Annotated in this window: 18 protein-coding genes; 16 read left to right on the forward strand and 2 right to left on the reverse strand. The window is 64.8% G+C overall.

Features of this window, described 5'->3' with window-relative positions:
- Positions 1-61 precede the first annotated feature (61 nt).
- From wecB to E3T35_RS16455, 4 genes are read left to right on the forward strand one after another with little or no spacing between them, the layout of a single operon-like run.
- Positions 62-1,228 (forward strand): non-hydrolyzing UDP-N-acetylglucosamine 2-epimerase, encoded by a 1,167-nt coding sequence (gene wecB / locus E3T35_RS16440; protein ID WP_092341061.1) that lies wholly within the window; start codon positions 62-64, stop codon positions 1,226-1,228.
- Positions 1,225-2,499, forward strand: coding sequence for a VCBS repeat-containing protein (locus tag E3T35_RS16445; RefSeq protein ID WP_198417698.1), 1,275 nt, complete (start codon positions 1,225-1,227; stop codon positions 2,497-2,499). Before wecB ends, E3T35_RS16445 begins: the two co-directional genes overlap by 4 nt.
- Complete coding sequence (locus E3T35_RS16450; protein ID WP_241988889.1) at positions 2,496-4,235, forward strand: FAD-dependent oxidoreductase; 1,740 nt, start codon at positions 2,496-2,498, stop codon at positions 4,233-4,235. The genes E3T35_RS16445 and E3T35_RS16450 overlap by 4 nt, the downstream gene beginning before the upstream one ends.
- A 17-nt stretch (positions 4,236-4,252) precedes the next feature.
- The gene (locus E3T35_RS16455; RefSeq protein WP_241987566.1) at positions 4,253-5,404 is read left to right on the forward strand and encodes an acyltransferase; all 1,152 of its coding nucleotides are present in this window, start codon (positions 4,253-4,255) and stop codon (positions 5,402-5,404) included.
- A 60-nt stretch (positions 5,405-5,464) separates the two neighbouring features.
- Here E3T35_RS16455 and E3T35_RS16460 read toward each other — a convergent pair whose 3' ends face one another.
- A complete protein-coding gene (locus E3T35_RS16460; RefSeq protein WP_134343667.1) occupies positions 5,465-6,310 on the reverse strand; it encodes a helix-turn-helix transcriptional regulator in 846 nt (281 codons plus the stop codon).
- A 142-nt stretch (positions 6,311-6,452) separates the two neighbouring features.
- Between E3T35_RS16460 and E3T35_RS16465 the strand changes: the two genes are divergently transcribed.
- The 7 genes from E3T35_RS16465 to pheT all read left to right on the forward strand — a co-directional run bounded on the left by E3T35_RS16465 (position 6,453) and on the right by pheT (position 15,215).
- Positions 6,453-7,925 carry an MFS transporter gene (locus tag E3T35_RS16465; RefSeq protein WP_370449081.1) on the forward strand — a complete coding sequence of 491 codons (1,473 nt, stop codon included), beginning with the start codon at positions 6,453-6,455 and terminating at the stop codon, positions 7,923-7,925.
- A 132-nt stretch (positions 7,926-8,057) separates the two neighbouring features.
- A complete protein-coding gene (locus E3T35_RS16470) occupies positions 8,058-8,846 on the forward strand; it encodes an amino acid ABC transporter ATP-binding protein (RefSeq protein ID WP_134343668.1) in 789 nt (262 codons plus the stop codon).
- Between the two features lie 51 nt (positions 8,847-8,897).
- Complete coding sequence (locus tag E3T35_RS16475) at positions 8,898-9,770, forward strand: glutamate ABC transporter substrate-binding protein (protein ID WP_134343669.1); 873 nt, start codon at positions 8,898-8,900, stop codon at positions 9,768-9,770.
- Between the two features lie 138 nt (positions 9,771-9,908).
- Entirely contained in the window at positions 9,909-10,556 is a 648-nt protein-coding gene (locus tag E3T35_RS16480; protein ID WP_134343670.1) for an amino acid ABC transporter permease, read from the forward strand.
- Complete coding sequence (locus tag E3T35_RS16485) at positions 10,553-11,467, forward strand: amino acid ABC transporter permease (RefSeq protein WP_134343671.1); 915 nt, start codon at positions 10,553-10,555, stop codon at positions 11,465-11,467. The genes E3T35_RS16480 and E3T35_RS16485 overlap by 4 nt, the downstream gene beginning before the upstream one ends.
- A gap of 20 nt (positions 11,468-11,487) precedes the next feature.
- Positions 11,488-12,546, forward strand: coding sequence for a phenylalanine--tRNA ligase subunit alpha (pheS, locus tag E3T35_RS16490; protein ID WP_134343672.1), 1,059 nt, complete (start codon positions 11,488-11,490; stop codon positions 12,544-12,546).
- Positions 12,546-15,215 carry a phenylalanine--tRNA ligase subunit beta gene (gene pheT / locus E3T35_RS16495; RefSeq protein WP_134343673.1) on the forward strand — a complete coding sequence of 890 codons (2,670 nt, stop codon included), beginning with the start codon at positions 12,546-12,548 and terminating at the stop codon, positions 15,213-15,215. The genes pheS and pheT overlap by 1 nt, the downstream gene beginning before the upstream one ends.
- Positions 15,216-15,408: 193 nt before the next feature.
- Here the strand turns inward: pheT and E3T35_RS16500 are convergent, their stop codons facing one another.
- Entirely contained in the window at positions 15,409-16,413 is a 1,005-nt protein-coding gene (locus E3T35_RS16500; RefSeq protein WP_134343674.1) for a type IV toxin-antitoxin system AbiEi family antitoxin domain-containing protein, read from the reverse strand.
- A 310-nt stretch (positions 16,414-16,723) separates the two neighbouring features.
- Here E3T35_RS16500 and argC point away from each other — a divergent pair, with 310 nt between their 5' ends.
- The 5 genes from argC (at position 16,724) to argF (ending at position 22,119) form a co-directional block, all read left to right on the forward strand.
- Positions 16,724-17,809: an N-acetyl-gamma-glutamyl-phosphate reductase gene (gene argC / locus E3T35_RS16505; RefSeq protein WP_134343675.1), complete on the forward strand. Its 1,086-nt coding sequence runs from the start codon at positions 16,724-16,726 to the stop codon at positions 17,807-17,809.
- Entirely contained in the window at positions 17,806-18,987 is a 1,182-nt protein-coding gene (gene argJ, locus E3T35_RS16510) for a bifunctional glutamate N-acetyltransferase/amino-acid acetyltransferase ArgJ (RefSeq protein ID WP_134343676.1), read from the forward strand. Before argC ends, argJ begins: the two co-directional genes overlap by 4 nt.
- Positions 18,988-18,989: 2 nt before the next feature.
- On the forward strand, positions 18,990-19,904 hold the full coding sequence (argB, locus tag E3T35_RS16515; protein WP_134343677.1) for an acetylglutamate kinase: 915 nt from the start codon (positions 18,990-18,992) through the stop codon (positions 19,902-19,904).
- A complete protein-coding gene (locus tag E3T35_RS16520) occupies positions 19,901-21,082 on the forward strand; it encodes an acetylornithine transaminase (RefSeq protein WP_134343678.1) in 1,182 nt (393 codons plus the stop codon). The genes argB and E3T35_RS16520 overlap by 4 nt, the downstream gene beginning before the upstream one ends.
- A 107-nt stretch (positions 21,083-21,189) precedes the next feature.
- Complete coding sequence (gene argF, locus E3T35_RS16525) at positions 21,190-22,119, forward strand: ornithine carbamoyltransferase (protein ID WP_134343679.1); 930 nt, start codon at positions 21,190-21,192, stop codon at positions 22,117-22,119.
- Positions 22,120-22,163: the final 44 nt, after the last annotated feature.

Genomic DNA, 22,163 nt, shown 5'->3' on the forward strand with positions numbered 1-22,163 from the left:
GAGTCCTCGCCATAGTGCGGGGCACCCTTGCGAAACCTGGCTCGACCTCTTGAGGAGCACCATGAAGACCATCGGATTAATTTTTGGAACCCGGCCCGAAGCCGTGAAATTCGCACCCATCATTAAAGCGTTGCAGGAAGACGCCCGATTCACGCCGATACTTATTTCAACCGGGCAGCATCGGGAGATGTTGGATTCGACGCTGGCCGAATTTGGTATCACCCCCGATCTCGACCTCCGGGTTATGCGCGACAAGCAGACCCTCAGCCAGGTCACCCACCGCATCCTCGAAGGCATCAGCGACGGCGATCACCTGGCCGGCATGGACGCGGTCATGGTTCACGGCGATACGGCATCCACTCTGGCTGGGGCGCTGGCCGCATTGCACCAACAGATTCCGATCATCCACGTCGAAGCCGGTCTCAGGAGCGGTAACAACCTATCTCCGTATCCGGAAGAGGTGAACCGAAAGCTCGTGGGTCAAATCGCCGCCCTGCACCTCGCACCGACGATGGGGAACAGCGCCAACCTCATTCGCGAGGGAATCCCAGAGAATCGGATCGTCGTGACCGGAAACACCATCGTGGATGCCCTTGAATGGGGGCTGCAGAACCTCGGTTCCTATGGAGACGCCGCGCTCGAGGACCTGGACGACGATCCGCGTCGCGTGATCGTCGCCACCTCACACCGACGGGAATCATTGGGTCAGCCGATGCGGGAAATCGCGGGCGCACTGTTCGATATCGCCCAGGATCCTGGGGTGCGGATTGTCGTGCCCCTGCACTTGAACCCCCTCGTGCGTTCGATCATGCTTCCCATCCTCTCCGGCCTCGACAACGTCACGATCGTGGATCCGCTCCCTTATCTGAGCTTCTGCCGATTGCTCGTTCGCAGCGACATCATCTTGTCGGACAGTTCGGGGGCTGAAGAAGAAGGCCCGGCCCTCGGCAAGCCGACGCTCGTGCTGCGCGACATCACCGAGCGACAGGAATCGATCCTGACGGGCAGTTCCCGACTCGTCAGCCGGTCCCGCCCGCACATCGTGGCACAGGTGCGGCACCTTCTCGACGACGAAGATGCGTATCGTGAGATGGCCGAGGCCATCAACCCGTACGGAGACGGATGCGCCACCCAACGCACCGTCGCCGCGGTGGCGCACTTCTTCGGCCGGGGACCGGCTGTCATGCCCTTTGTTCCCGGGGCCGAGCCGGTGAGAGTCGCAGCATGACGATGTCCGCGTACGGGTCTCGTATCCTCGAACCGCGTTTCGGTTCCGAGACGGTCACCGACTTCCTTCGCGACGGGTACTGGCTTGAGGCCGCTGATATCACGGGAACCGGTCGACCGGACCTGGTCGGCTACGGCCTCTCGCTCGGTGAGATCTATTGGTACCAGAACCCTGGGTGGCAGAAGCGCCTTGTTGTGGACAAGGTAAAGGAACCCGTGGGGATGGACCACGGCGACATTACCGGTAACGGTCTGGCCGATCTTGCCGTGTGCTACCAGCTCTACGGCCCCGGCGGAACGATCCACCACGCCGACCCGGAGGGCGGCAAGATCGATTGGTTGGAAAACCCGGGAAACGCAGCCGAAACGAGTGAGCAATGGATGCGCCACTATGTTGGTCGCGCCACGGGGATGCACCGCCTGCGCCTGGGTCACTTCACACGCAACGATGTGATGCAGATAATCGGCTTTCCGATCGTGGCCGTGGAGGGCGTGCATGCCGTGCTCCCCATCGTGCTCTTCACCCAACCAGCGGATGTCAGGTCTGCTGCGGAGTGGCCGATGGAGGTCGTCTCCAACCGGGACTTTCGAATGATCCATGGCGTTGCCCGAAAGGAAGGCCTGATTCCCGGGTCCGACCTTGATTCCATCCTGATGGCATCGGATGAGGGTGTGACCTGGCTCTACTACGACGCGGTTGCGAGGGAGTGGACTTGGGAGCACGTCGGTGACGGCGAGGAATCACAGTTCGAGCAGACCACATTCAAGGGCAGCGGGGATGTCGACGGGGGACGTCTCGGAACGAATGCTTTGGCGTACGTCGCCGCTGTCGAGCCATTCCACGGAAATACCGTGGCGGTGTATGCCCGCACGGCGACCGAAAACGGGGTCCCGGGCGAGTGGAGGCGGCACGTGCTCGATATCTACGGTGACCCGAATGAGAACGGGGAGGGAACGGGCCACACGGTCATGTGTCGCGACTTCGATGGGGACGGTGACGATGAATTTCTGGTCGGGCTGCGCGGACCTGATCCGTGGCAGGGCGCGATGTATTACAAGGCGGTCGACGCAGCGCGGGGTTTGTTCCTGAAGTGGCGGGTATCGCGCGAATCGGTCGCTCGAATCGTGGCGGGCGATTTTAGCGGAAGTGGCGTGGACGACTTCGCCACCATCTCATACTCGGTCGCGCACTATTTTGTCGCACCGAAGGCGCAGATCACCCTGCACCAAAATTTGACCGTTCGAGCACCCGCGGCAGGAGAATTCCTGTGAAGCGCTCAATAGCTTCCCCGCTCAACCGTCGGTTGTTCCTCACCGGTTCAACCGGCACCCTTGCCGGAGCAGCCCTGGCGCTGTCACCTGGCTCGCTGTCCGCGGCCACGCCCGATACGCTGACCGGCTCGATTCCGTCATCGTCCGGCCCCAACACCCCCGACGGGTCCACTGTGCCTAAGGGGGACGGGCGGTACGCCGATCTGATAACCGGAAATAACCAGCGATTTGTGGCGAACCCTGACTACGTCAGACTCATCACCACAACGACGGATGCGGAATCAGCACTCCGAGATGCCGTCGCCCAGACGAAGAAGGTGTCGATCCGCAGCGGCGGGCATTGCTTTGCCGACTTCGTCTGCAACCCGGAGATTCAGGTCATCCTGGACCTCTCGCCGATGACCGCCGTGTACTACGACAAAGGCATGCGGGCTTTCGCCGTTGAGCCGGGCGCCCGCATCATGAACGTCTACGAGACCTTGTACAAGAACTGGGGAGTCACCATCCCCGGGGGCATCTGTTACAGCGTCGGAATTGGTGGGCACATCTCCGGTGGTGGGTATGGACTGTTGTCCCGCGCCCACGGACTCACCGTCGATCACCTGTATGCCGTGGAGGTGGTGACCGTCGCCGCCGATCGCACGGTAAAAACCGTTGTTGCGACCCGAGACGATGTCGGGGACAAACGCGACCTATGGTGGGCCCATACCGGCGGGGGTGGCGGCAATTTCGGACTCATCACGAAATATTGGTTTCGTTCACCGGGAGCCAGGGGTGCTTCTCCCCAGAAGCAGCTCATCCCGGCACCGTCGAAGGTTCTCGTCAGCGCCATCAGCCTGCCCTGGGACCAGCTGGACGAGCAGAAATTCAGCCGTTTGCTGACGAATTTCGGTGACTGGCACGAGAGGCATCGCGCGCCGGGAACACCAGAGGCGAATTTGAGCAGCCTGTTCAACGTGAGCCACAAGGCACACGGGAGTCTGGGAATGTTCACCCAGATCGACTCGGGCGCGCCCCAGGCGCGCGCTGTACTGGAGGAATACCTGGCGGCCATCCTCGCTGGCGTCGCAATCACTCCACAACCGGTCACGACGGCGAACGGGGAGATTCCGGCCGTTCCGGACTTTTTCACTCCCCAGGAGATCCCCTGGTTGCAGGCCACCCGACTCGTGGGAACAGACAACCCCACCATCACGAATCCCACCAGCCGGGGGGCGCACAAGTCGGCTTACATGAATAAGCGGTTTTCGAATGAGCAGCTCCGCGTGCTCTACCAGCAGATGACGAAGCCCGGCTTCACCAACCCCAACACCATGATGGTGCTGTTCTCCTTCGGTGGGCAGGTGAATGCCGTCGAACAACACGCCACGGCAAACGCGCAGCGCAACTCATCGTTCAAGCTCTGCCTGCAGACGTTTTGGTCCGACCAGGCCGAAGACGCTTACTATCTCGGGTGGGAGCGAGACACCTACGAGGGCATGTTCGCAGCCACCGGTGGAGTCCCTGTTCCCGGTGATGACACGGACGGCTGCTACATCAACTATCCCGACACGGACGTTGCCATGGCGGAGCACAATCGTTCCGGCGTTGGTTGGCAACAGCTGTACTTCAAGGACAACTATCCCCGCCTCCAGCAAGCCAAACTGGAGTGGGATCCGACCGGCTTCTTCGGCCACCGGCTCGGAATCGAACTGCCAGCAGCATCCGCTGAAGACCGAGCGGCGGCCCGGCGATGAGCGCGAACCTACAGCCGGTGCCCCATGCAGTCCGGAGCAAGCTCCCGTCGCTCACCGGGCTGCGCTTTTTTGCAGCGCTCCTGGTGTTCTGCTTCCACATCACCCTGTCGAACTCGCCCATCCCGCCGAACAACGCCATGAACCCGTTCGAGGACCAGGAGCTCGGGGACACCCTCGAGTCCATCTTCAGCAAGGCGGGCTACGCGGGAGTTTCGTTCTTCTTCGTGCTTAGCGGCTTCCTGCTCGCGTGGGCGTCGAGACCGGGGGAACCGTTCGTGCGCTTCTGGCGTCGTCGACTCCTCAAGATCTTTCCCAACCACATCGTGATGTGGGTACTGGCGATGGTGTTGTTCGCCGCGGCCTTGACGACACCGCTAGGGGCGATATCGAATCTCTTCCTGCTGAACTCGTACTCGCCCGATGGATCGGTCTATGTGGCAGTCAACCCGCCGTCCTGGACCCTGTGCAGTGAGCTGCTCTTTTATCTGCTGTTCCCGCTCATCATCAACCTTCTGCGGCGAATTCCGCCCAGGCACCTCTGGGCGTGGGCGGGAGTCATGGTGCTGTGCATGGCCGGGGTGCAGCTCGTCACGCTCTACCTCATTCCCGCGACGCCGGTCTCGGCCCTGACACCCATTTCGGTCACCCAGTTCTGGTTCGGCTATATCTTTCCGCCCCCGCGTCTGTTCGAGTTCATTTTCGGCTCGATCCTGGCCCTGATCGTGCTGTCGGGGCGGTGGATTCCCCTCAAGATGTACCAGGCTCTCCTGCTCTGCCTCGTGGGCTACGGCGTCGCCCAAGTTGTGCCCTTTGTGTACTCGTTCACGCTGGCCATGATCATTCCTATCGGAGCCCTGATCTGCACCAGTGCTGCCGCCGACTTGAGGGGCGGGAACGCCTTCCTGGCCAGCCGAGTCATGCAGTGGCTGGGCAATACCTCGTTCGGCTTCTATCTGTGCCAGGGCGTCGTGATCTTCTTCGGGCGAATTCTGCTCGGGAACGAGACCTATTCCACCCCGATCGCGCTGCTCGTGGTGGTTGGTTTCTTCGGCGCGACCCTGCTCGGAGGATGGGGGCTGTATGCCCTGGTCGAAAAGCCGGCGATGGACCGCTGGGCCAGACCTCGTCGGGTGCCGGTCGCGGCGCCGGTACCGGTTCTGACCGAGTAGGTCTGCACCGGCCTCAGGGTGGTTTCCGACCTGGACGGAAACCACCTCTGCGGCCGAGAGTCAGGCCGCCGTGGACTGCAAAAGCTGCAACGCCGCCGCGCTTGGAGAATCCGGCTCGGCGGTGTACATCAATATTCGGTGGCCCGATTCATCGGGTGAGGTGAGCACCTCGAAGTCCAATTCCATCGAACCGACGGAAGGATGTTGGAAGTACTTCAGACCCGACATGCAATTCTCAACCGGATGCTTCGCCCACAGTTTCGCAAATTCCGGACTTTTTACGGTCAGCTCGCCGACCAGCGAAATCAAGTCCAGGTCGTCGTCGAAACGTCCAGCCAACAGGCGCAGTGACGAGACCGCTCGTGTCGCTTCCTCGCACCAGCTTGCATATAACTCGCGCGTGTGGGCATCGAGAAACAGCATCCGCGTCATATTGGGCCGGTCGGCGGGGCAGTGCGGACTCTCGAAGTCCAGGTGCGACCCGACGAGTTTATGGCCGAGCGAATTCCACGCCAGAACCTCACTGCGGCGGCCCAACACAACGGCCGGCATGCTCGACATCGATTCGATCAGGCGAAGGGTTCCGGGCCTGGCCTTGTCTGGTTTCGCGCCACTGCGACGTTTTGTTCTCGTCGGCTTGGCGAGATCCATCAGATGCGAGCGCTCGGCCTCATTCAGCTGGAGTGCCCTGGTGATGGCTTCAAGCACCGATTCCGAGGCATTGCTGCTCAGGCCCTGCTCGAGACGCGTGTAGTAGGTAATGCTCACTCCGGCGAGCATCGCCAGTTCCTCCCGGCGCAGCCCGGGAACGCGCCGGACGCCGTAATTCTGAAGCCCGACGTCCTCCGGCTGCAACCCCGAACGTCGGATCCGGAGAAATTCACCAAGTTCTGTGGGGCCAGTCATATTTTCAGTCTGTCCTACCCGAGCGAGGATTACCTACCCTTGCCGGGGATACGCACGACGCGGTGTGGTTGTTCCCGGCCGGAGTGCACAGGCTGGAGGCAGGAAAAAGACAACCGCCACTGGCAACCGGAAGGTGCACCCCATGACACAAACGAACGGCGTCCGCGAGACGACGAACGCAACACCGCCACCCACTGTGGCGGGCGCGGCGACGTCATCCACGAGCATGACCGGCAAGCAAAGGCTGATCCTCGTGCTGCTCCTGACTGCGAGTTTCACCCTCGCTGTCGACTTCTCTATTCTCAACGTGGCATTGCCGGCGATCGGCGATGAGATCGGCTTCGGCCTGGACACCCTGCAGTGGGTGGCTACATCATTCGCCCTCTGCGCGGCCGGGTTCACGCTGCTCTTCGGCCGCGTCGGGGACCTCGTCGGTCGCCGGCGTCTCTTCGTTCTGGGCATGGCGGTGCTCGGCGTCGGGTCGCTCATCGGGGGATTGGCAACGTCTCCTGCCCTGCTGCTCATCGCGCGCGTTCTGCAGGGGTTGGCAACGGCCGCCGTGGTTCCGGCGGCACTGTCCCTGTTGACGACAACTTTTCCCGAGGGAAAGTTGCGGGAGAAGGCCCTCGGGCTCAACGGAGCCCTGATGGCCGCAGGCTTCACCACCGGCGCGATTCTTGGCGGTGTGCTGACCGACCTGCTCTCCTGGCGGTGGGCGTTCTTCATCAACGTTCCCATCGCGTTCGCCGTCGTTGTGCTGGCGCCGATGGTTGTGGCCGAATCGCGACCGGCTAACCGTTCGAAAATGGACCTGCCCGGGGCGATCACCGTGACGGCGGGGCTCCTGGCCATTGTCTACGGACTGTCCTCAGCGGCGCAGACATCCTGGACGGACCCGGTCACCGTGGGGTCGCTCGGAGCGGGCGTGCTGCTTCTGGTGCTCTTCTGGGCGGTGGAACGCAAGGCGGAGCATCCGCTCGTACCGTTTGCCGTTCTTTGCCGCAGCACCATCGCCTGGGGCAACATTGCCGGCATGCTCGCCTTCGTCACCGAGACGTCGCTGGTGTTTCTACTCACGTTGTACCTGCAGAAGACGCTGGGCTACTCGCCCCTGATGGCTGGACTCTCGTTCGCTGTGCTCGGGATCGGGACCGTGCTCGGCGGAATCGTTGGCCCCCGCATCATCGGTCGCTGGGGCACGAAGACGTCGATCGTCTGGGGCTTTGTCGTGCAGGCAGCAGCTACTGGATCCCTGCTGTTGCTCAGTACGAACGGAAGTTCCATTGTGCTGCTGCTCATCGCTACCTTTGTGGGTGGCGTGGCCAACCTGGTCGTCATCGTCGGGTTCATGGTCACCGCGACCTCGGGACTGCCCGATCGAGAGCAGGGCCTGGCCACCGGCCTGGCCACCATGAGCCAGCAAGTGGGCATCACCCTGGGTATTCCGATCATGAGTGCGATCGTTGCAGCCCGGGTGAACCAACTCGGTGTCGAGACGTCCGAAACCGTGCTCAGCGGGGTGTCCGACGCCATTGTCATCAACACGGCGTTGTGCCTCGTCACGGCTCTCGCGGTCGCGCTCTTTCTGCGACTGCCGAACCGACCGAAGGGCTGAGACGGGCACGGCCGATGACCGCAGGCTCGCCTGCTGCATAGCACAAACGACGGATGCCCGGACTGTTACAAATGCGTTACTGTCCGGGCGTTTGGCATGCCTAGACCCGCGTTCTGACCTAAGTTAGGGGGTATGGAGCCATCAGATTCGTCCCCGGCTACGTCGAACATCACCGTTCGCCGGGGGGAACCGCTAGTCGTCGTCAAAGACATCAACAAGCACTACGGGGAACTGCACGTTCTCAAGAACATCCACGCCGTGGTCAACCGCGGCGAGGTGGTCGTAGTCATCGGACCGAGTGGGTCGGGCAAGTCGACTCTTTGTCGGGCCATCAACCGTCTCGAGACCATCGATGACGGGGTGATTACCATCGACGGCGTCAAACTGCCCGAGGAAGGCAAAGCCCTGGCCCACCTGCGGGCCGATGTCGGAATGGTCTTTCAGGCGTTCAACCTGTTCGCGCACAAGACCGTGCTCGAGAACGTCACGCTCGGACCGATCAAGGTGCGCGGCCTGAAGAAAGCTGACGCCGAGAAAAAGGCGATGGCCCTGCTCGACCGCGTGGGAGTAGCCAATCAGGCCCAGAAGATGCCGGCACAGTTGTCCGGCGGCCAGCAACAGCGCGTCGCCATCGCGCGTGCCCTCGCCATGGATCCAAAGGTCATCCTTCTCGACGAGCCGACCAGCGCCCTCGACCCGGAGATGATCAATGAGGTGCTCGAGGTCATGGTCGACCTCGCCAACGACGGTATGACCATGATCGTCGTCACTCACGAGATGGGTTTCGCCCGCAAGGCCGCAGACCGCGTCATCTTCATGGCGGAGGGCGAGATCGTGGAGGAGACCACTCCCGAGGAATTCTTCACCAACCCCCAAAGCATGAGAGCGAAAGACTTCCTCTCCAAAATACTTGCCCACTAATCGGTGGACAGGGTTTACACAGCAGCAGTACCAGCAATCAGGAGAAAAACCATGAGACTCAAAAAAGGTCTAGTGATTTCGGCCGTTGCGATCGCAAGTGCGCTCGTGCTCAGTGGCTGCGCGGACTCGGGAGCCCCCACCGATGCCGCCGCCCCCGTGGAGACCGCGGTGTCCTTCCCCGAGGGAAGCACCATGGCCCGCCTGGCCGACGCCGGTTCCATCAACATCGGAACAAAGTTCGACCAGCCGCTGTTCGGCCTGCTCGGCCCCAGCGGCGACCCCGTCGGCTTCGACGTTGAGATGGGTAAGCTCATCGCGGCCAAGCTCGGCATCCCAGCCTCGGGCATCAACTGGAGTGAGGCCGTTTCGGCCAACCGCGAGCCGTTCATTGAGAACGGCCAGGTCGACCTCGTGATCGCGACCTACACGATCAACGACACCCGCAAGGAGGTCGTGTCCTTCGCCGGACCGTACTATTCGGCCGGACAGGACCTGCTCGTGCTCGCGGGCAACCCCGACAAGATCACCGGCCCCGAAGACCTCGCCGGCAAGAAGGTGTGTACCGTGAGCGGTTCCACCTCGGAGAAGAACATCGCCGAGTTCACGACCGATATCATCGCCTCGGATACCTACTCCAACTGCCTCGGCCCGCTGCGCAGCGGTGAGGTCGCCGCAGTGACCACCGACAACGTGATTCTGGCCGGCCTGGCCGACCAGAATGCCGGACAGTTCGAGGTCGTCAACAACGCATTCACCGAAGAGCCCTACGGCATCGGCCTCGCGCACGATGACACCGAGTTCCGCAACTTCATCAACGACGTGCTCGAAGAAGCGTATGCGGACGGAAGCTGGGTCTCGGCTTGGGAATCCACCGCCGGCACCGTGCTCGACACCCCCACCCCGCCGGCCGTCGACCGCTACTAGGTCAAACCTGGCACATTAATATCCAGCACGTCGCTAATCAGTATTGAGCCGTGGCGACCCGTTCAAGGACGGGTCGCCGCGGTGGCCACCAGCATGTTCTAGCCCGACCACAGACAGACAAAGACGAGGAGGTGAGTTGTGGACGCAGTCATCGACAACCTGCCGCTGTTCCTGGAAGGCTTCCGGAACACACTGGGCCTGCTTCTCATCGCCGGAGTCGGCGCATCCGTTATCGGGCTTGTTGTCGCAGCGATGCGCATCTCGCCGATCTCGTCCTTCCGCGTGTTCGCAACCGCCTACACGGAACTGGTTCGCAATACTCCGCTGACGCTCGTACTGTTCTTTTGCGCCTACCTCCTGCCCCTTCTGGAATTCAGCCCTGGATACTTTCAGCTCGCAGCCATCGGGCTCACGGTGTACACATCTCCCTTCGTGGCCGAGGCGCTTCGGTCCGGCGTCAATGGCGTGCACGTGGGGCAAGCCGAAGCAGCACGCAGCGTGGGCCTCACCTTCGGACAGACCCTCACGTTCGTGGTGATGCCCCAGGCCATCCGCATGGTGGTGCCGCCACTGATCAATGTGCTCATCGCTCTCACCAAGAACACGTCGGTCGCCGGTGCGTTCTTCGTCTTCGAACTGTTCGGCGCGGCTCGCAAGGTGACCAATGACCGTGGTGATGCCGTCATCCCGATTTTGCTCGCGGTCGCAGCGTTTTACCTGGTCATCACCATTCCTCTTGGCCTGATCGCCGGCAGGATCGAGAAGAAGGTGGCGGTGCTCCGATGAGTTCTGTACTGTACGACGCCCCCGGACCGAAGTCCCGCGCGCGATCGCGTCTCATTTCCGTTGTCGGCACGATCATCCTGGCCGGTGGCTTGCTCGCCCTGATTGTGGTGCTCGGCCTGCCCAAGACCAGCGCCAACGGTGCGGTGCAGCCCGGCCTCTGGGATATCAGCCGCTGGGACGTCTTCAATGACCTGCTGGTCTGGCGTACTCTCGGGCTCGGTGCCCTTGCGACCCTGCGCATGGCCGCGGTCGCCGCCGTCTTCGCGCTCGTGATCGGAGTGCTGTTCTCCTTCGGGCGATTGTCGGCATCCGCTTGGATCCGGGTGCCCACCACGGTGCTGCTCGAATTCTTCCGCGGCATGCCCGTACTGCTCATGATGCTGTTCATCCTCCTGGTGTTCTCCACCGGGTCGTTCTGGGCGGGTGTGGCTGCTCTGTCTGTCTATAACGGTGCCATCATCGGTGAGGCGCTCCGCGCCGGCGTCAACGCCCTGCCGCGCGGGCAGCGCGAGGCTGGACTCGCCATCGGCCTGACCCCGGTGGCCACCCGGTTCCGCATTGAGTTCCCGCAGGCCTTTCGCCAGATGCTGCCGATCATCATCGCCCAGCTAGTCGTTCTACTCAAGGACACGTCGCTGTCCTTCATCGTGGGCTACAACGAACTGCTCCGGGCCGGGCTGAACCAGCTCGCCAACTTCTTCGGCGAACAGTACAAATTCTCGTTTTTCTTCATCGTGCTCGCCATCTATCTGGCCATGAACCTCTCACTGTCCTGGCTGGCACGCCGAATTGCCAAGCGCACCGGCCCGCAGGCCGGCAGCGTCACCAAGGACGACTCGGTACCTCCGATTGACCCAGTGCAGGTCGACCCGCGCGCGCTGGGCGCCCAGAGCAGAAGCCAGGGCGCCTGAGGCAGGTAAACTCAGGGACTGTGTCTGATTCCACTGGTCCCATCGACCCACCCGCCATTACCGAAGAGGCAGTGAACGCCGCGGTTGACGCCGCACTGGCCGCCATCGCCGAAGCCGTTACGACCGCCGCGCTCAAGCTCGTACGCAGCGAGCACGCGGGGGAGTCCTCTCCGCTGTCGAAGCTCAATGCCCTCATGCGCAGCGTGCCCGGCAACCAGAAAGCCGCTGCCGGCAAGCTCGTCGGCCAGGCCCGCGGCGCCGTGACCAAGGCGCTGACCGCTCGCGAAGACGAGATTGGCACGGCGGAAGCAGCCGCCCGGCTCCTGGCTGAAACGGTGGACGTGACCGCTGCAGCATCCGCTTGGAAAGCCGGGGCGCGGCATCCCACGTCGCTCCTCATGGAACGCGCCGCCGACGTGTTCGTGGCCATGGGCTGGGAAGTCGCCGAAGGGCCGGAGCTCGAGAGCGAATGGTTCAACTTCGACGGCCTCAACTTCGACGAGGACCACCCGGCCCGCGCCATGCAGGACACTTTCTTCGTCGAACCGACGGATGCCCACCTCGTTTTGCGCACGCAGACCTCGCCGGTGCAACTGCGCGCGTTGCTCAGCCGCGAACTGCCGGTCTACGTGGTGGCGCCCGGACGCGTGTTTCGCACCGACGAGCTCGACGCCACCCACACGCCGGTGTTCCACCAGATCGAGGGCATCGCCATCGACAAGGGCCTCACCATGGCCAACCTGCGCGGCACGCTCGACCACTTCGTGCAGGCCTTGTTCGGCCCGGAGGCCAAGGTGCGGCTGCGCCCCAACTATTTCCCCTTCACCGAACCGAGCGCGGAGCTCGACGTCTGGCACCCTACCTTCAAGGACGGCGCACGCTGGATCGAGTGGGGCGGCTGCGGCATGGTGCACGCCAATGTGCTGCGTTCGGCCGGGATCGACCCCGAGTTGTACTCCGGGTTTGCGTTCGGCGTGGGTGTAGAACGAGCTGTGATGTTTAGAAATGACGTAAAGGACATGCACGACATGGTCGAGGGCGATATCCGGTTCAGCCAGCAGTTCGGAATGAACCTCTAATGCGCGTACCACTGAGCTGGCTCGGCGAATACGTCGACCTCGCGCCCGGCACCACACCGGAAGATGTCCATGCTGCCCTCGTGAGCGTCGGCCTCGAAGAGGAAGACATTCACCGAATCGCGGTCTCCGGCCCCATCGTGGTCGGCGAAGTACTCGAATTCGTCGGCGAAGAGCAGACCAACGGCAAAACCATCAACTGGTGCCAGGTGCGGGTTGCCCCCGACGGTGAACTCGCCGCTGACGGCGGCCCCGCCGTGCACGGCATCATCTGTGGCGCCCACAACTTCGCCGTCGGCGACAAGGTCGTCGTGACCCTGCCCGGCGCCTCGCTGCCCGGCCCATTTCCGATCGCGGCCCGCAAGACCTACGGCCACGTCTCCGACGGCATGATCGCGTCGGCCCGTGAACTCGGCCTCGGCGACGAGCACGACGGCATTCTGCTGCTGAAGAACCTCGGCATCGACGCCCCGGTGGGAACGGATGCTATTCCCCTGCTCGGCCTGGATGACAGCGCCGTCGAAATCAACGTCACCCCCGACCGCGGCTACGCTTTCTCCATTCGCGGCGTCGCCCGCGAATACTCGCACGCCACCGGCGTGCCGTTTCGCGACCCTGCCCTCGCCCTCACCGTCGTGGCCCCGGTCACCCGCTTCCCGGTCACCATCGACGATCAGGCTCCGATCCGGGACCGGATCGGCTCTACCGTCTTCGTGACCCGCGTTGTGCGCGGCGTCGACCCGACCCGGCCGACTCCGGCCTGGATGATCGCCCGGCTGGGGCTGGTCGGTATCCGTTCCATTTCCCTCGTGGTCGACGTGACCAACTACGTGATGTTCGAGCTCGGCCAGCCGTTGCACGGCTACGACCTCGACAAGTTGGCCGGCGGCATCATCGTGCGTCGCGCGACCGCCGGGGAGAAATTTACAACGCTCGACGCAGTCAGCCGCACGCTCAACGTCGAAGATCTGCTGATCACCGACGAATCCGGGCCGATTGGCTTGGCCGGCGTGATGGGCGGGGCGAGCACCGAAATCACCCCGCAGACCGTCAACGTACTCGTCGAGGCCGCCAACTTCGACCCGGTGTCGATCGCGCGCTCGGCCCGCCGCCACAAGCTGCCGAGCGAGGCGAGCAAACGGTTCGAACGCGGCGTCGACCCCCGCGTGGCCGCCGTTGCCGCCGCCCGCGTCGTACAGCTGCTCGTGGACCTCGCCGGGGGAGTCGCCGACGACCTCGGCTCGGTCTACGACGTGGCACCGGCCCCCGAGCCGATTCTGCTGCCGACCGGGTTCGTGTCCGGCCTCATCGGCCTTGCCTACACCGGTGACGAAGTACGCGATGCCCTCGTTCAGATCGGCACCTCGCTGGTCGAGGCCGATGGTGACCTGCAGGTCACCCCGCCGAGCTGGCGCCCCGACCTCACCGACAAGTGGACGCTCGCCGAGGAAGTCGCCCGCATCGTCGGCTACGACCGCATTCCCTCCGTGCTGCCCGTCGCGCCGCCCGGCCGCGGCCTGACCCGCACGCAGACACTGCGGCGCACGGTCGCGCAGACCCTCGCGGCCACCGGTCACACCGAGGTTTTGACCTATCCGTTCGTGTCGGAAGCGGCGAACAACCTGTTTGGCGTGGCCGTTGCGCCCGCCGCTGCTTCGGCCGGTGCGGCGTCTGTTTCCGTGCCAACTGGCGAAGCGGATGCTGACGCCGGCGTTACCGACGCGGGTGCGGCATCCGCTCTGGCGGGTTCGGTTGCGGCGCCCGTTTCGGTGCCGCAGATGAAGGTCGCCAACCCGCTCGACGGGGAGGCGCCGTTCCTGCGCACCACGATGCTGCCGGGCCTGCTGCAGATCGCACACCGCAACCGCTCTCGCGGCCTCGTGGATCTCGCCATCTACGAGCAGGGACTGGTTTTTCGGCCCGAACCCGGAGTGACCTATGGCACGCCCGTGCTTCCGACTGGAGGAGAACGCCCGAGCGCTGAGGTGGAGGCGGTCCTCTACGCGGGAATCGTTCCGCAGCCACTGCTGGTCGGCGTCGTTCTCGTCGGCAACGACGTGCGGCACCAGCCGAACCAGCCCGCTGTTGCTGCCGGCTGGCAGTCGGCGCTGGCCGCCGTGCAGCAGGTGGCTCTGGCTACCGGGGTTCGCATCGAGGTGCGCCAGGGCCTGCACCCGGCGATGCACCCCGGCCGCACGGCCGAGCTGTTCGTCACCGTTCCCGCCGCGACCGCTTCGGCACGTGCGGTATCGGTCGGATTCGCCGGCGAGCTGCTTCCCACAGTCGCCGACGACTACGACCTGCCCGCAGTCGTCGCCGTCGCCGAGGTCAACCTGGGGCTCGTCTTCGCGCGGGCCGACGGGGATCTCACGGTCACTCCGATTCGCACGATGCCTGCCGCCACGCAGGACCTCTCGCTCGTCGTCGCGGCCTCAGTGCCGGCTGCGGCCCTGCGCACGGCCGTCGCCGAGGGGGCCGGTGGGCTGCTCGAGAGCATCGAGCTGGTCGACGACTACCGTGGTGCCGGTGTCGAACCCGGCCACAAGTCGCTCACCTTCGCGCTTCGTTTTCGCGGCGAGGAGCGCACGCTGACCGCCGCCGAGGCGAGCGCCGCCCGTCTGGCCGGCGTGGCCCTGGCCGCTGACCAGTTCGGGGCCACCCTGCGCGAGTAGCGCTGGTGCCTGCGCGTGTGCCTGTGCCTGTGCCGCCCGCGGGCAGCGGATGCCGCGAGTCGCCCTAACGGGGCCGGCTGCGCGGCATCCGCTTCTCGTGGCACGTGTTTGAGAAGTTGGCACTGGTTTGAACACGTGCGGGCTTCCCTCATGAGTGCCACGAGCCCTCTCGTGAGTCAGGCGCGTGCCGTCGTCACCTGTCGCGTCTTGTGGGCGCTCGCGGCACACCCTTGTCCATCAGGAAGCGATAAAACGCCTGCGGCGAGAGCGCGAGCTTCCATCCCCACCGGTCGAAGCTGTTGACCTCCGGCCGTAGAACGCTCTCCCGGTCCTTTTCGTCGACGACAACCTGTACGATGTCGCGACCGGCCATAACCGCCGCACGGGTGTACTTGATGTGGCCATCGAACTCGCCGATCTTGCGCACCCCTCGCCAGAAGTAGTCCACGTAGTAGGTGCGCCCGCCCACGTCGAAACGCACTTGCAATTCGGGAATCTCGAAGCCCAATTCCTCGAACCGCACGCGCCCGAGCGACTCGCCGGGGTTAGCTGAGAGCCCATCGGCAAATGCGATGGCCCTCTCGGCCGCCCGGTGCCCATTTCTCGGCTGCACCCCATCCAGCTCGGTCAGCAGGGTCGCATGAGTGATCGGTGGTGCGCCTACGCTCCCGGACCGTTGGGCGGCGGCCATCCGGGCTGCTTCACAATGTAGAACGTGGTCGATCATCGTGACTCCGACTAGAAAGCTCGACGTCGCGGCCACATCGATCAGAGTGCGCGACAGGCTCGTTACTCGGACGCCGTCGATGATCACGGGGGATGGGTCGACCGGCCCTCGGTGAGTCGTGAGGAGCCTCGAGCTGCTGCCACCGGCGGTGTCGGGATCGATGGCATGCACGCCCTGGGGCCACTGGCCAATAAGAGGCAGTCCGTGCAGTGCGGCGGCGGAATGGTGCGAATACATCAAGTCACGTTTGGCCTGGGCCGCTGTCGCCCGAACGAGGAGGCGGTATCGACCATCTGCACCGATCTCCTCCCAGCGCGGGCCGAGGACATACCACCCCCGTCGCACCCGCACGAGCTCGCCGCGTTTGAGAAGTGAATCCACGGCATGGGAGTTCATGCCCGAGGCGCGCAGTGCCTCGGCCGGGATCAGACCATCGTGCAGGGCCTCACAGGTCTCAAAGATCTCGCGCATGTGGCCAGTGTGCCGCGGGCACGAGGGTGAGCCGTGACCTGGAGACGATCTGTGGAGTATTCGTGCCAAGGGGTGATGTGCAGGAGGTGCATCCGTTCCTCGTGGCACGTGTTGGGGAACGTGGCACTGGTTTGAACACGTGCGAGCTTCGCAAACACGGGCCACGAGCCGGACGGGTGCTGCGAGCCGACCGGGTGCCACGAGCCGTGCGCGGTGGGGTGCGGCGCAGCAAGCGGATGCGCCCCGACCCGCGCATGACGCCGCGCCCGGCGCGGAAACGGGGCCGCCAGGGCCGCGCTAGGTTTAACACATGGTTTTTTCGGTGGCAGTGGCGGGCGCGAGCGGGTATGCGGGCGGCGAACTGCTGCGGCTGCTCGCCGGACACCCCGAATTCGAGGTGCGCACGGTCACCGCGCACAGCAACGCCGGGCAGCGGTTGATCGACGTTCAACCCTCGCTGCGTTCCCTCGCCCAGCTCACCCTGGTCGACACGACGCCGCAGAATCTCAGCGGCCACGACGTCGTCTTCGTCGCCCTGCCGCATGGCAAGTCCGGCGAGATCACCGCCCACCTCCCCGCCGAAACCCTCGTGGTGGACTGCGGCGCCGACCACCGCCTGGAGAATTCCGACGACTGGGCGGCCTTCTATGGCGGCGACTACTTCGGCGCCTGGACCTATGGTGTCCCGGAATTGCCCATCGGCGCCGGCAAACAGCGCGACCGGCTCGTCGGCGCTCGCCGCATCGCCGCTCCCGGCTGCAACGCCAGCACCGTCGCCCTCGCCCTGGCCCCCGGAATCCACGCGGGCGTGATCGAAGCGCAGGACCTCGTGGCCGTGCTCGCCGTCGGCCCGAGCGGCGCCGGCAAGAGCCTTAAGGTGCCGAACCTCGCGGCCGAGATCCTGGGTTCAGCTAACCCGTACGCGGTCGGCGGCACGCACCGGCACATTCCGGAGATCGTGCAGTTGCTGCGCTGGGCCGCGGCGGCGGGCCCCGCCGACCCGACCAGCGCAGCATCCGCTTCGTCCCCCGACGCCACCATCTCGTTCACCCCGGTGATCGTGCCGATGTCCCGCGGAATCCTCGCCACGGCGACCGCTCGACTCGTGCCGGGAACGAGCGCCGCCGCCGTGCGCGCTGCCTGGGAGGACGCCTACGCCGACGAACCGTTCGTGCACCTGTTGCCCGACGGACATTTTCCGCGCACGGCCGACGTACTCGGCGCCAACACCGCACTGATCGGACTGGCCGTCGACGAAGCAGCCGGCCGGGTCGTCACCATCACCGCGATCGACAATCTCGTCAAGGGCACCGCCGGCGCTGCCATCCAATCCGCCAATATTGCCCTCGGTCTGACCGAAACACTCGGTTTGACCATGAATGGAGTTGCTCCGTGAGTGTCACCCTTCCCGCCGGTTTTGCTGCCGCCGGCGTCACTGCCGGCCTGAAGAAGTCCGGTGGGCTCGACCTCGCCCTCGTGCAGAACCTCGGCCCGCTGCAGAACGCCGCGACCGTGTTCACGAGCAACCGCTGCCAGGCCAACCCCGTCATCTGGAGCACCCAAGTCATGAGCGATGGCCAGGTCAGCGCAATCGTGCTGAACTCCGGCGGGGCCAACTGTTACACCGGCAGCATCGGCTTTCAGACCACGCACGCCACCGCCGAAGCGGTCGCGAAGCGGCTCGACCTCTCCTCCGGCGACGTTCTGGTCTGCTCCACCGGCCTGATCGGCGAACAGCTCAACCTCGACCTCGTCACCGCGGGCGTCTGGGACGCGACCCTCGCCATCAAAACGGATGCCGCCACCACCCCCGCCGCCGGCCTCCTGGCCGCGCAGGCCATCATGACCACCGACACCCGGCCGAAGCAGGCCGCGCACACTTCCCCGGCCGGCTGGAGCATCGGCGCCATGGCCAAGGGGGCCGGTATGCTCGCGCCCGGACTGGCCACCATGCTCGTCGTCATCACGACCGACGCCGTGCTCGACTCGGCTGAGCTCGACACTGCGCTGCACGCGGCCACGCGAGTGACCTTCGACCGCCTCGACTCGGACGGCTGCATGTCGACCAATGACACCGTGAGCCTGCTCTGCTCCGGGGCCAGCGGCGTTAGCGCCGACCTGGCCGAATTCACCGCAGCGCTCGTCGAGATCTGCCGCGACCTCACCCTTCAGCTGCAGGGCGACGCCGAGGGCGCCGCGCACGACGTGGCCATCACTGTCACCAACGCGGTCTCCGAAGACGAAGCCGTCACGGTGGCCCGCGCCGTCTCCCGCAGCAACCTGTTCAAGTCGGCCATCTTCGGTAACGACCCGAACTGGGGCCGCGTGCTCGCCGCAGCCGGAACCGTCCCGGTCAAGGACGCCGCCTTCGACCCGTACGGCATCGACGTCGCCATCAACGGTGTGCAGGTGTGTACCGCGGGGGAGCCCGACCAGCCGCGCGACCTCGTCGACCTCACGAAGCGCTCGGTCACCGTGCTGATCGACCTCCACGCGGGGGACGAAACGGCCACCCTGTGGACCAACGATCTCACCCACGACTACGTCGAAGAGAACAGCGCGTACTCGAGCTGACCATGACCGAGACACCCAGAACCCAGCTCGACGAGACCAGCCAGGCCGAAGCATCCGTTAAAGCGGCAACGCTGATCGAAGCCTTGCCGTGGCTCAAACGCTTTCACGACCAGATCATCGTCGTGAAGTTTGGCGGTAATGCCATGGTGAGCCAAGACCTGCAGCGTGCCTTCGCCGAAGACATGGTCTACCTGCGCTACGCGGGCATCCGCCCGGTCGTCGTGCACGGCGGCGGCCCGCAGATTTCGGCCATGTTGAAACGCCTCGGCATCGAGAGCGAGTTTCGCGGCGGCTACCGGGTGACCACCCCAGAGGCGATGGACGTCGTGCGCATGGTGCTCACCGGCCAGATCAACCGCGACCTGGTCAGCCACATCAATCAGCACGGTCCGCTCGCCGCCGGGCTCAGCGGTGAGGACGCTGGCCTGTTTCGCGGACGGCGTCGTGGCGTCGTCATCGACGGCGTCGAGGTCGACCTCGGACTCGTCGGTGACGTCGTCGGCGTCGACCCCGAAGCCGTGCTCGCGCAGCTAGCGGCCGGCCGCATCCCGGTGGTGTCATCGATCGCCCCAGATACGGATGTCCCGGGTCAATCCCTGAACGTCAACGCCGACGCTGCTGCTGCCGCACTCGCGATCGCCCTCGGCGCGGCCAAACTCGTGATTCTCACCGACGTTGCGGGGCTCTACCGCGACTGGCCGAACCGGGATTCGCTCGTATCGATCATCGACGTTCTCGAGCTGCGTGGCCTGCTGCCCGAGCTGGAATCGGGCATGATTCCCAAGATGACGGCCTGCCTCGACGCTGTCGACGGCGGAGTCGCCAAGGCCGCGATCATCGACGGGCGAGTGCCGCACTCGATCCTGCTCGAAATTTTCACTGGAAGCGGCATTGGCACGGAGGTAGTACCCGCATGACCGACCAACCCTGGCAGAACCGGTTCGCCGATTCGATGATGCGCACGTTCAGCCCGCCACTGGCGATGCTCGTGCGCGGTGAAGGCTGCTACGTCTGGGACGAAAAGGGCACCCAGTACCTCGACTTTCTGGCCGGAATCGCCGTGAACTCGCTCGGTCACGCCCACCCCGAGGTCGTCGCGGCGGTCACGAAGCAGATCAGCACCATCAGCCACGTCTCCAACTATTTCGCCACGCCGCCGCAGATTGAACTGGCCGAACGCCTCAAGCGCATCACCGGCGCTGGCGACGAAGGTCGCGTCTACTTTTGCAACTCCGGCGCCGAGGCCAACGAGGCCGCGTTCAAACTGGCCCGGCTGAATAACACGGGCCATCGCAACCGCATCATCTCGCTGCACGACTCCTTTCACGGTCGCACCATGGGCGCACTCGCGCTCTCGGGCAAGCCACACATGCGGGAGGCGTTCGAACCGGTTCCCGGCGGGGTCGAACACATCGACAGCACGATCAAGGCCCTCGAAGCGACGATCGACAACACCGTCGCCGCCCTGTTCTTGGAACCGGTCAAGGGCGAGGCCGGCGTCATCGACTTGCCCGACGGCTTTCTCAAACGCGCCCGCGAACTCTGCACCGAACACGGCGTTCTGCTGATCATCGACGAGATCCAGACCGGCATCGCCCGCACCGGCGCTTGGTTCGCCTACAACCACGCTGAGATTCTTCCGGATGCCGTCACCATCGCCAAGGGGATGGGTGGCGGTGTTCCGATTGGTGCGCTGGTCACCTTCGGCTGGGCCTCCGACCTGTTTCGGCGAGGCCAGCACGGCTCGACCTTCGCCGGCAACCCGCTCGTCACCGCGACAGCAAACGCCGTGCTCGGCGTGATCGAACGCGACGACCTCGCCGCGAATGCCTTCCGGCGAGGCCAGCAGTTGCGCGAGATCATCCTCGGCTTCCACTCGCCGCTGATCGAGGAGGTTCGCGGACGCGGCCTGCTGCTCGGCGTCGGCCTGGCCGAACCGGTCGCGTTGAAGCTCGGTGCGGCCGCCCTGGCCAACGGACTCATCGTGAACGCCGCCAACGAGACCAGCATTCGCATCGCCCCGCCGCTGATCGTGGGCGACGCCGAAATCGCCGACTTCCAAGTGCGGTTCGGGCGCGCCCTCGCCAGCCTCTAGGCTGGACGAATCCCACTTTGCGCCGGTTTTACGCTGGCGCGTGTGATTTTAAGACGGTGGGGCGGTATCCGCTCTGCAACTGAACAACGACAACCGAAAGTGACACCGTGACCCGCCATTTCCTGCGCGACGACGATATCTCCCCGGCCGAACAGGCCGAGATTCTCGATCTGGCCCTGGAGCTGAAGCGAGACCGATTCGCGGTGCGCCCGCTCGCTGGCCCGCAGACCGTCGCGGTCATTTTCGACAAGTCCTCCACCCGCACCCGGGTCTCCTTCGCCGTCGGCATCGCCGACCTCGGAGGCAGCCCGCTCATCATCAGCACCGCGAACAGCCAGCTCGGCGGCAAGGAAACCGCCTCCGACACCGCCCGCGTGCTCGAACGCCAGGTCGCCGCGATCGTCTGGCGCACCTACGGCCAGGCCGGGCTCGAAGAAATGGCGCTCGGCACCACGGTGCCCGTCGTCAACGCGCTCAGCGACGACTTCCACCCCTGCCAGCTGCTCGCCGACCTGCTCACGATTCGCGAACACCGTGGCGACCTGGCGGGCCAGACCCTCGCCTTTCTCGGCGACGGCGCCTGCAACATGGGCCAGTCCTACCTGCTCGCCGGTGCCACTGCCGGCATGCACGTGCGCATCGCCTCACCGGTCGGTTACACGCCGACCGACCAGGTGGTAGCGGATGCGACGGTCATCGCCGCCCGCACCGGCGGCTCGGTCGCCCTCTTCACCGACCCGAGTGAGGCTGTCGCGGGCGTCGACGTGGTCATCACCGACACCTGGGTGTCGATGGGCAAAGAAGAGGAGAAGGCCGCGCGGCTCGGCGACCTCGGTCAGTACCGGGTCGATGCCCAGCTCATGGGCCTGGCCAAGCCGGGCGCGCACTTCATGCACTGCCTGCCGGCCGACCGCGGCTACGAGGTCACCGCCGAGGTCATCGACGGCCCGCAGAGCATCATCTGGGACGAGGCGGAGAACCGCCTGCACGCCCAGAAGGCGCTGCTGGTCTGGCTGCTCGCGCAAAACGCAGCCTGACCGACCCCTCGCCCCGGGACGGGGCCTGGGCCCCGTCCGCAGTG

It is taken from the genome of Cryobacterium sp. TMT1-2-2, from assembly GCF_004403505.1.
GTDB lineage: Bacteria > Actinomycetota > Actinomycetes > Actinomycetales > Microbacteriaceae > Cryobacterium > Cryobacterium flavum.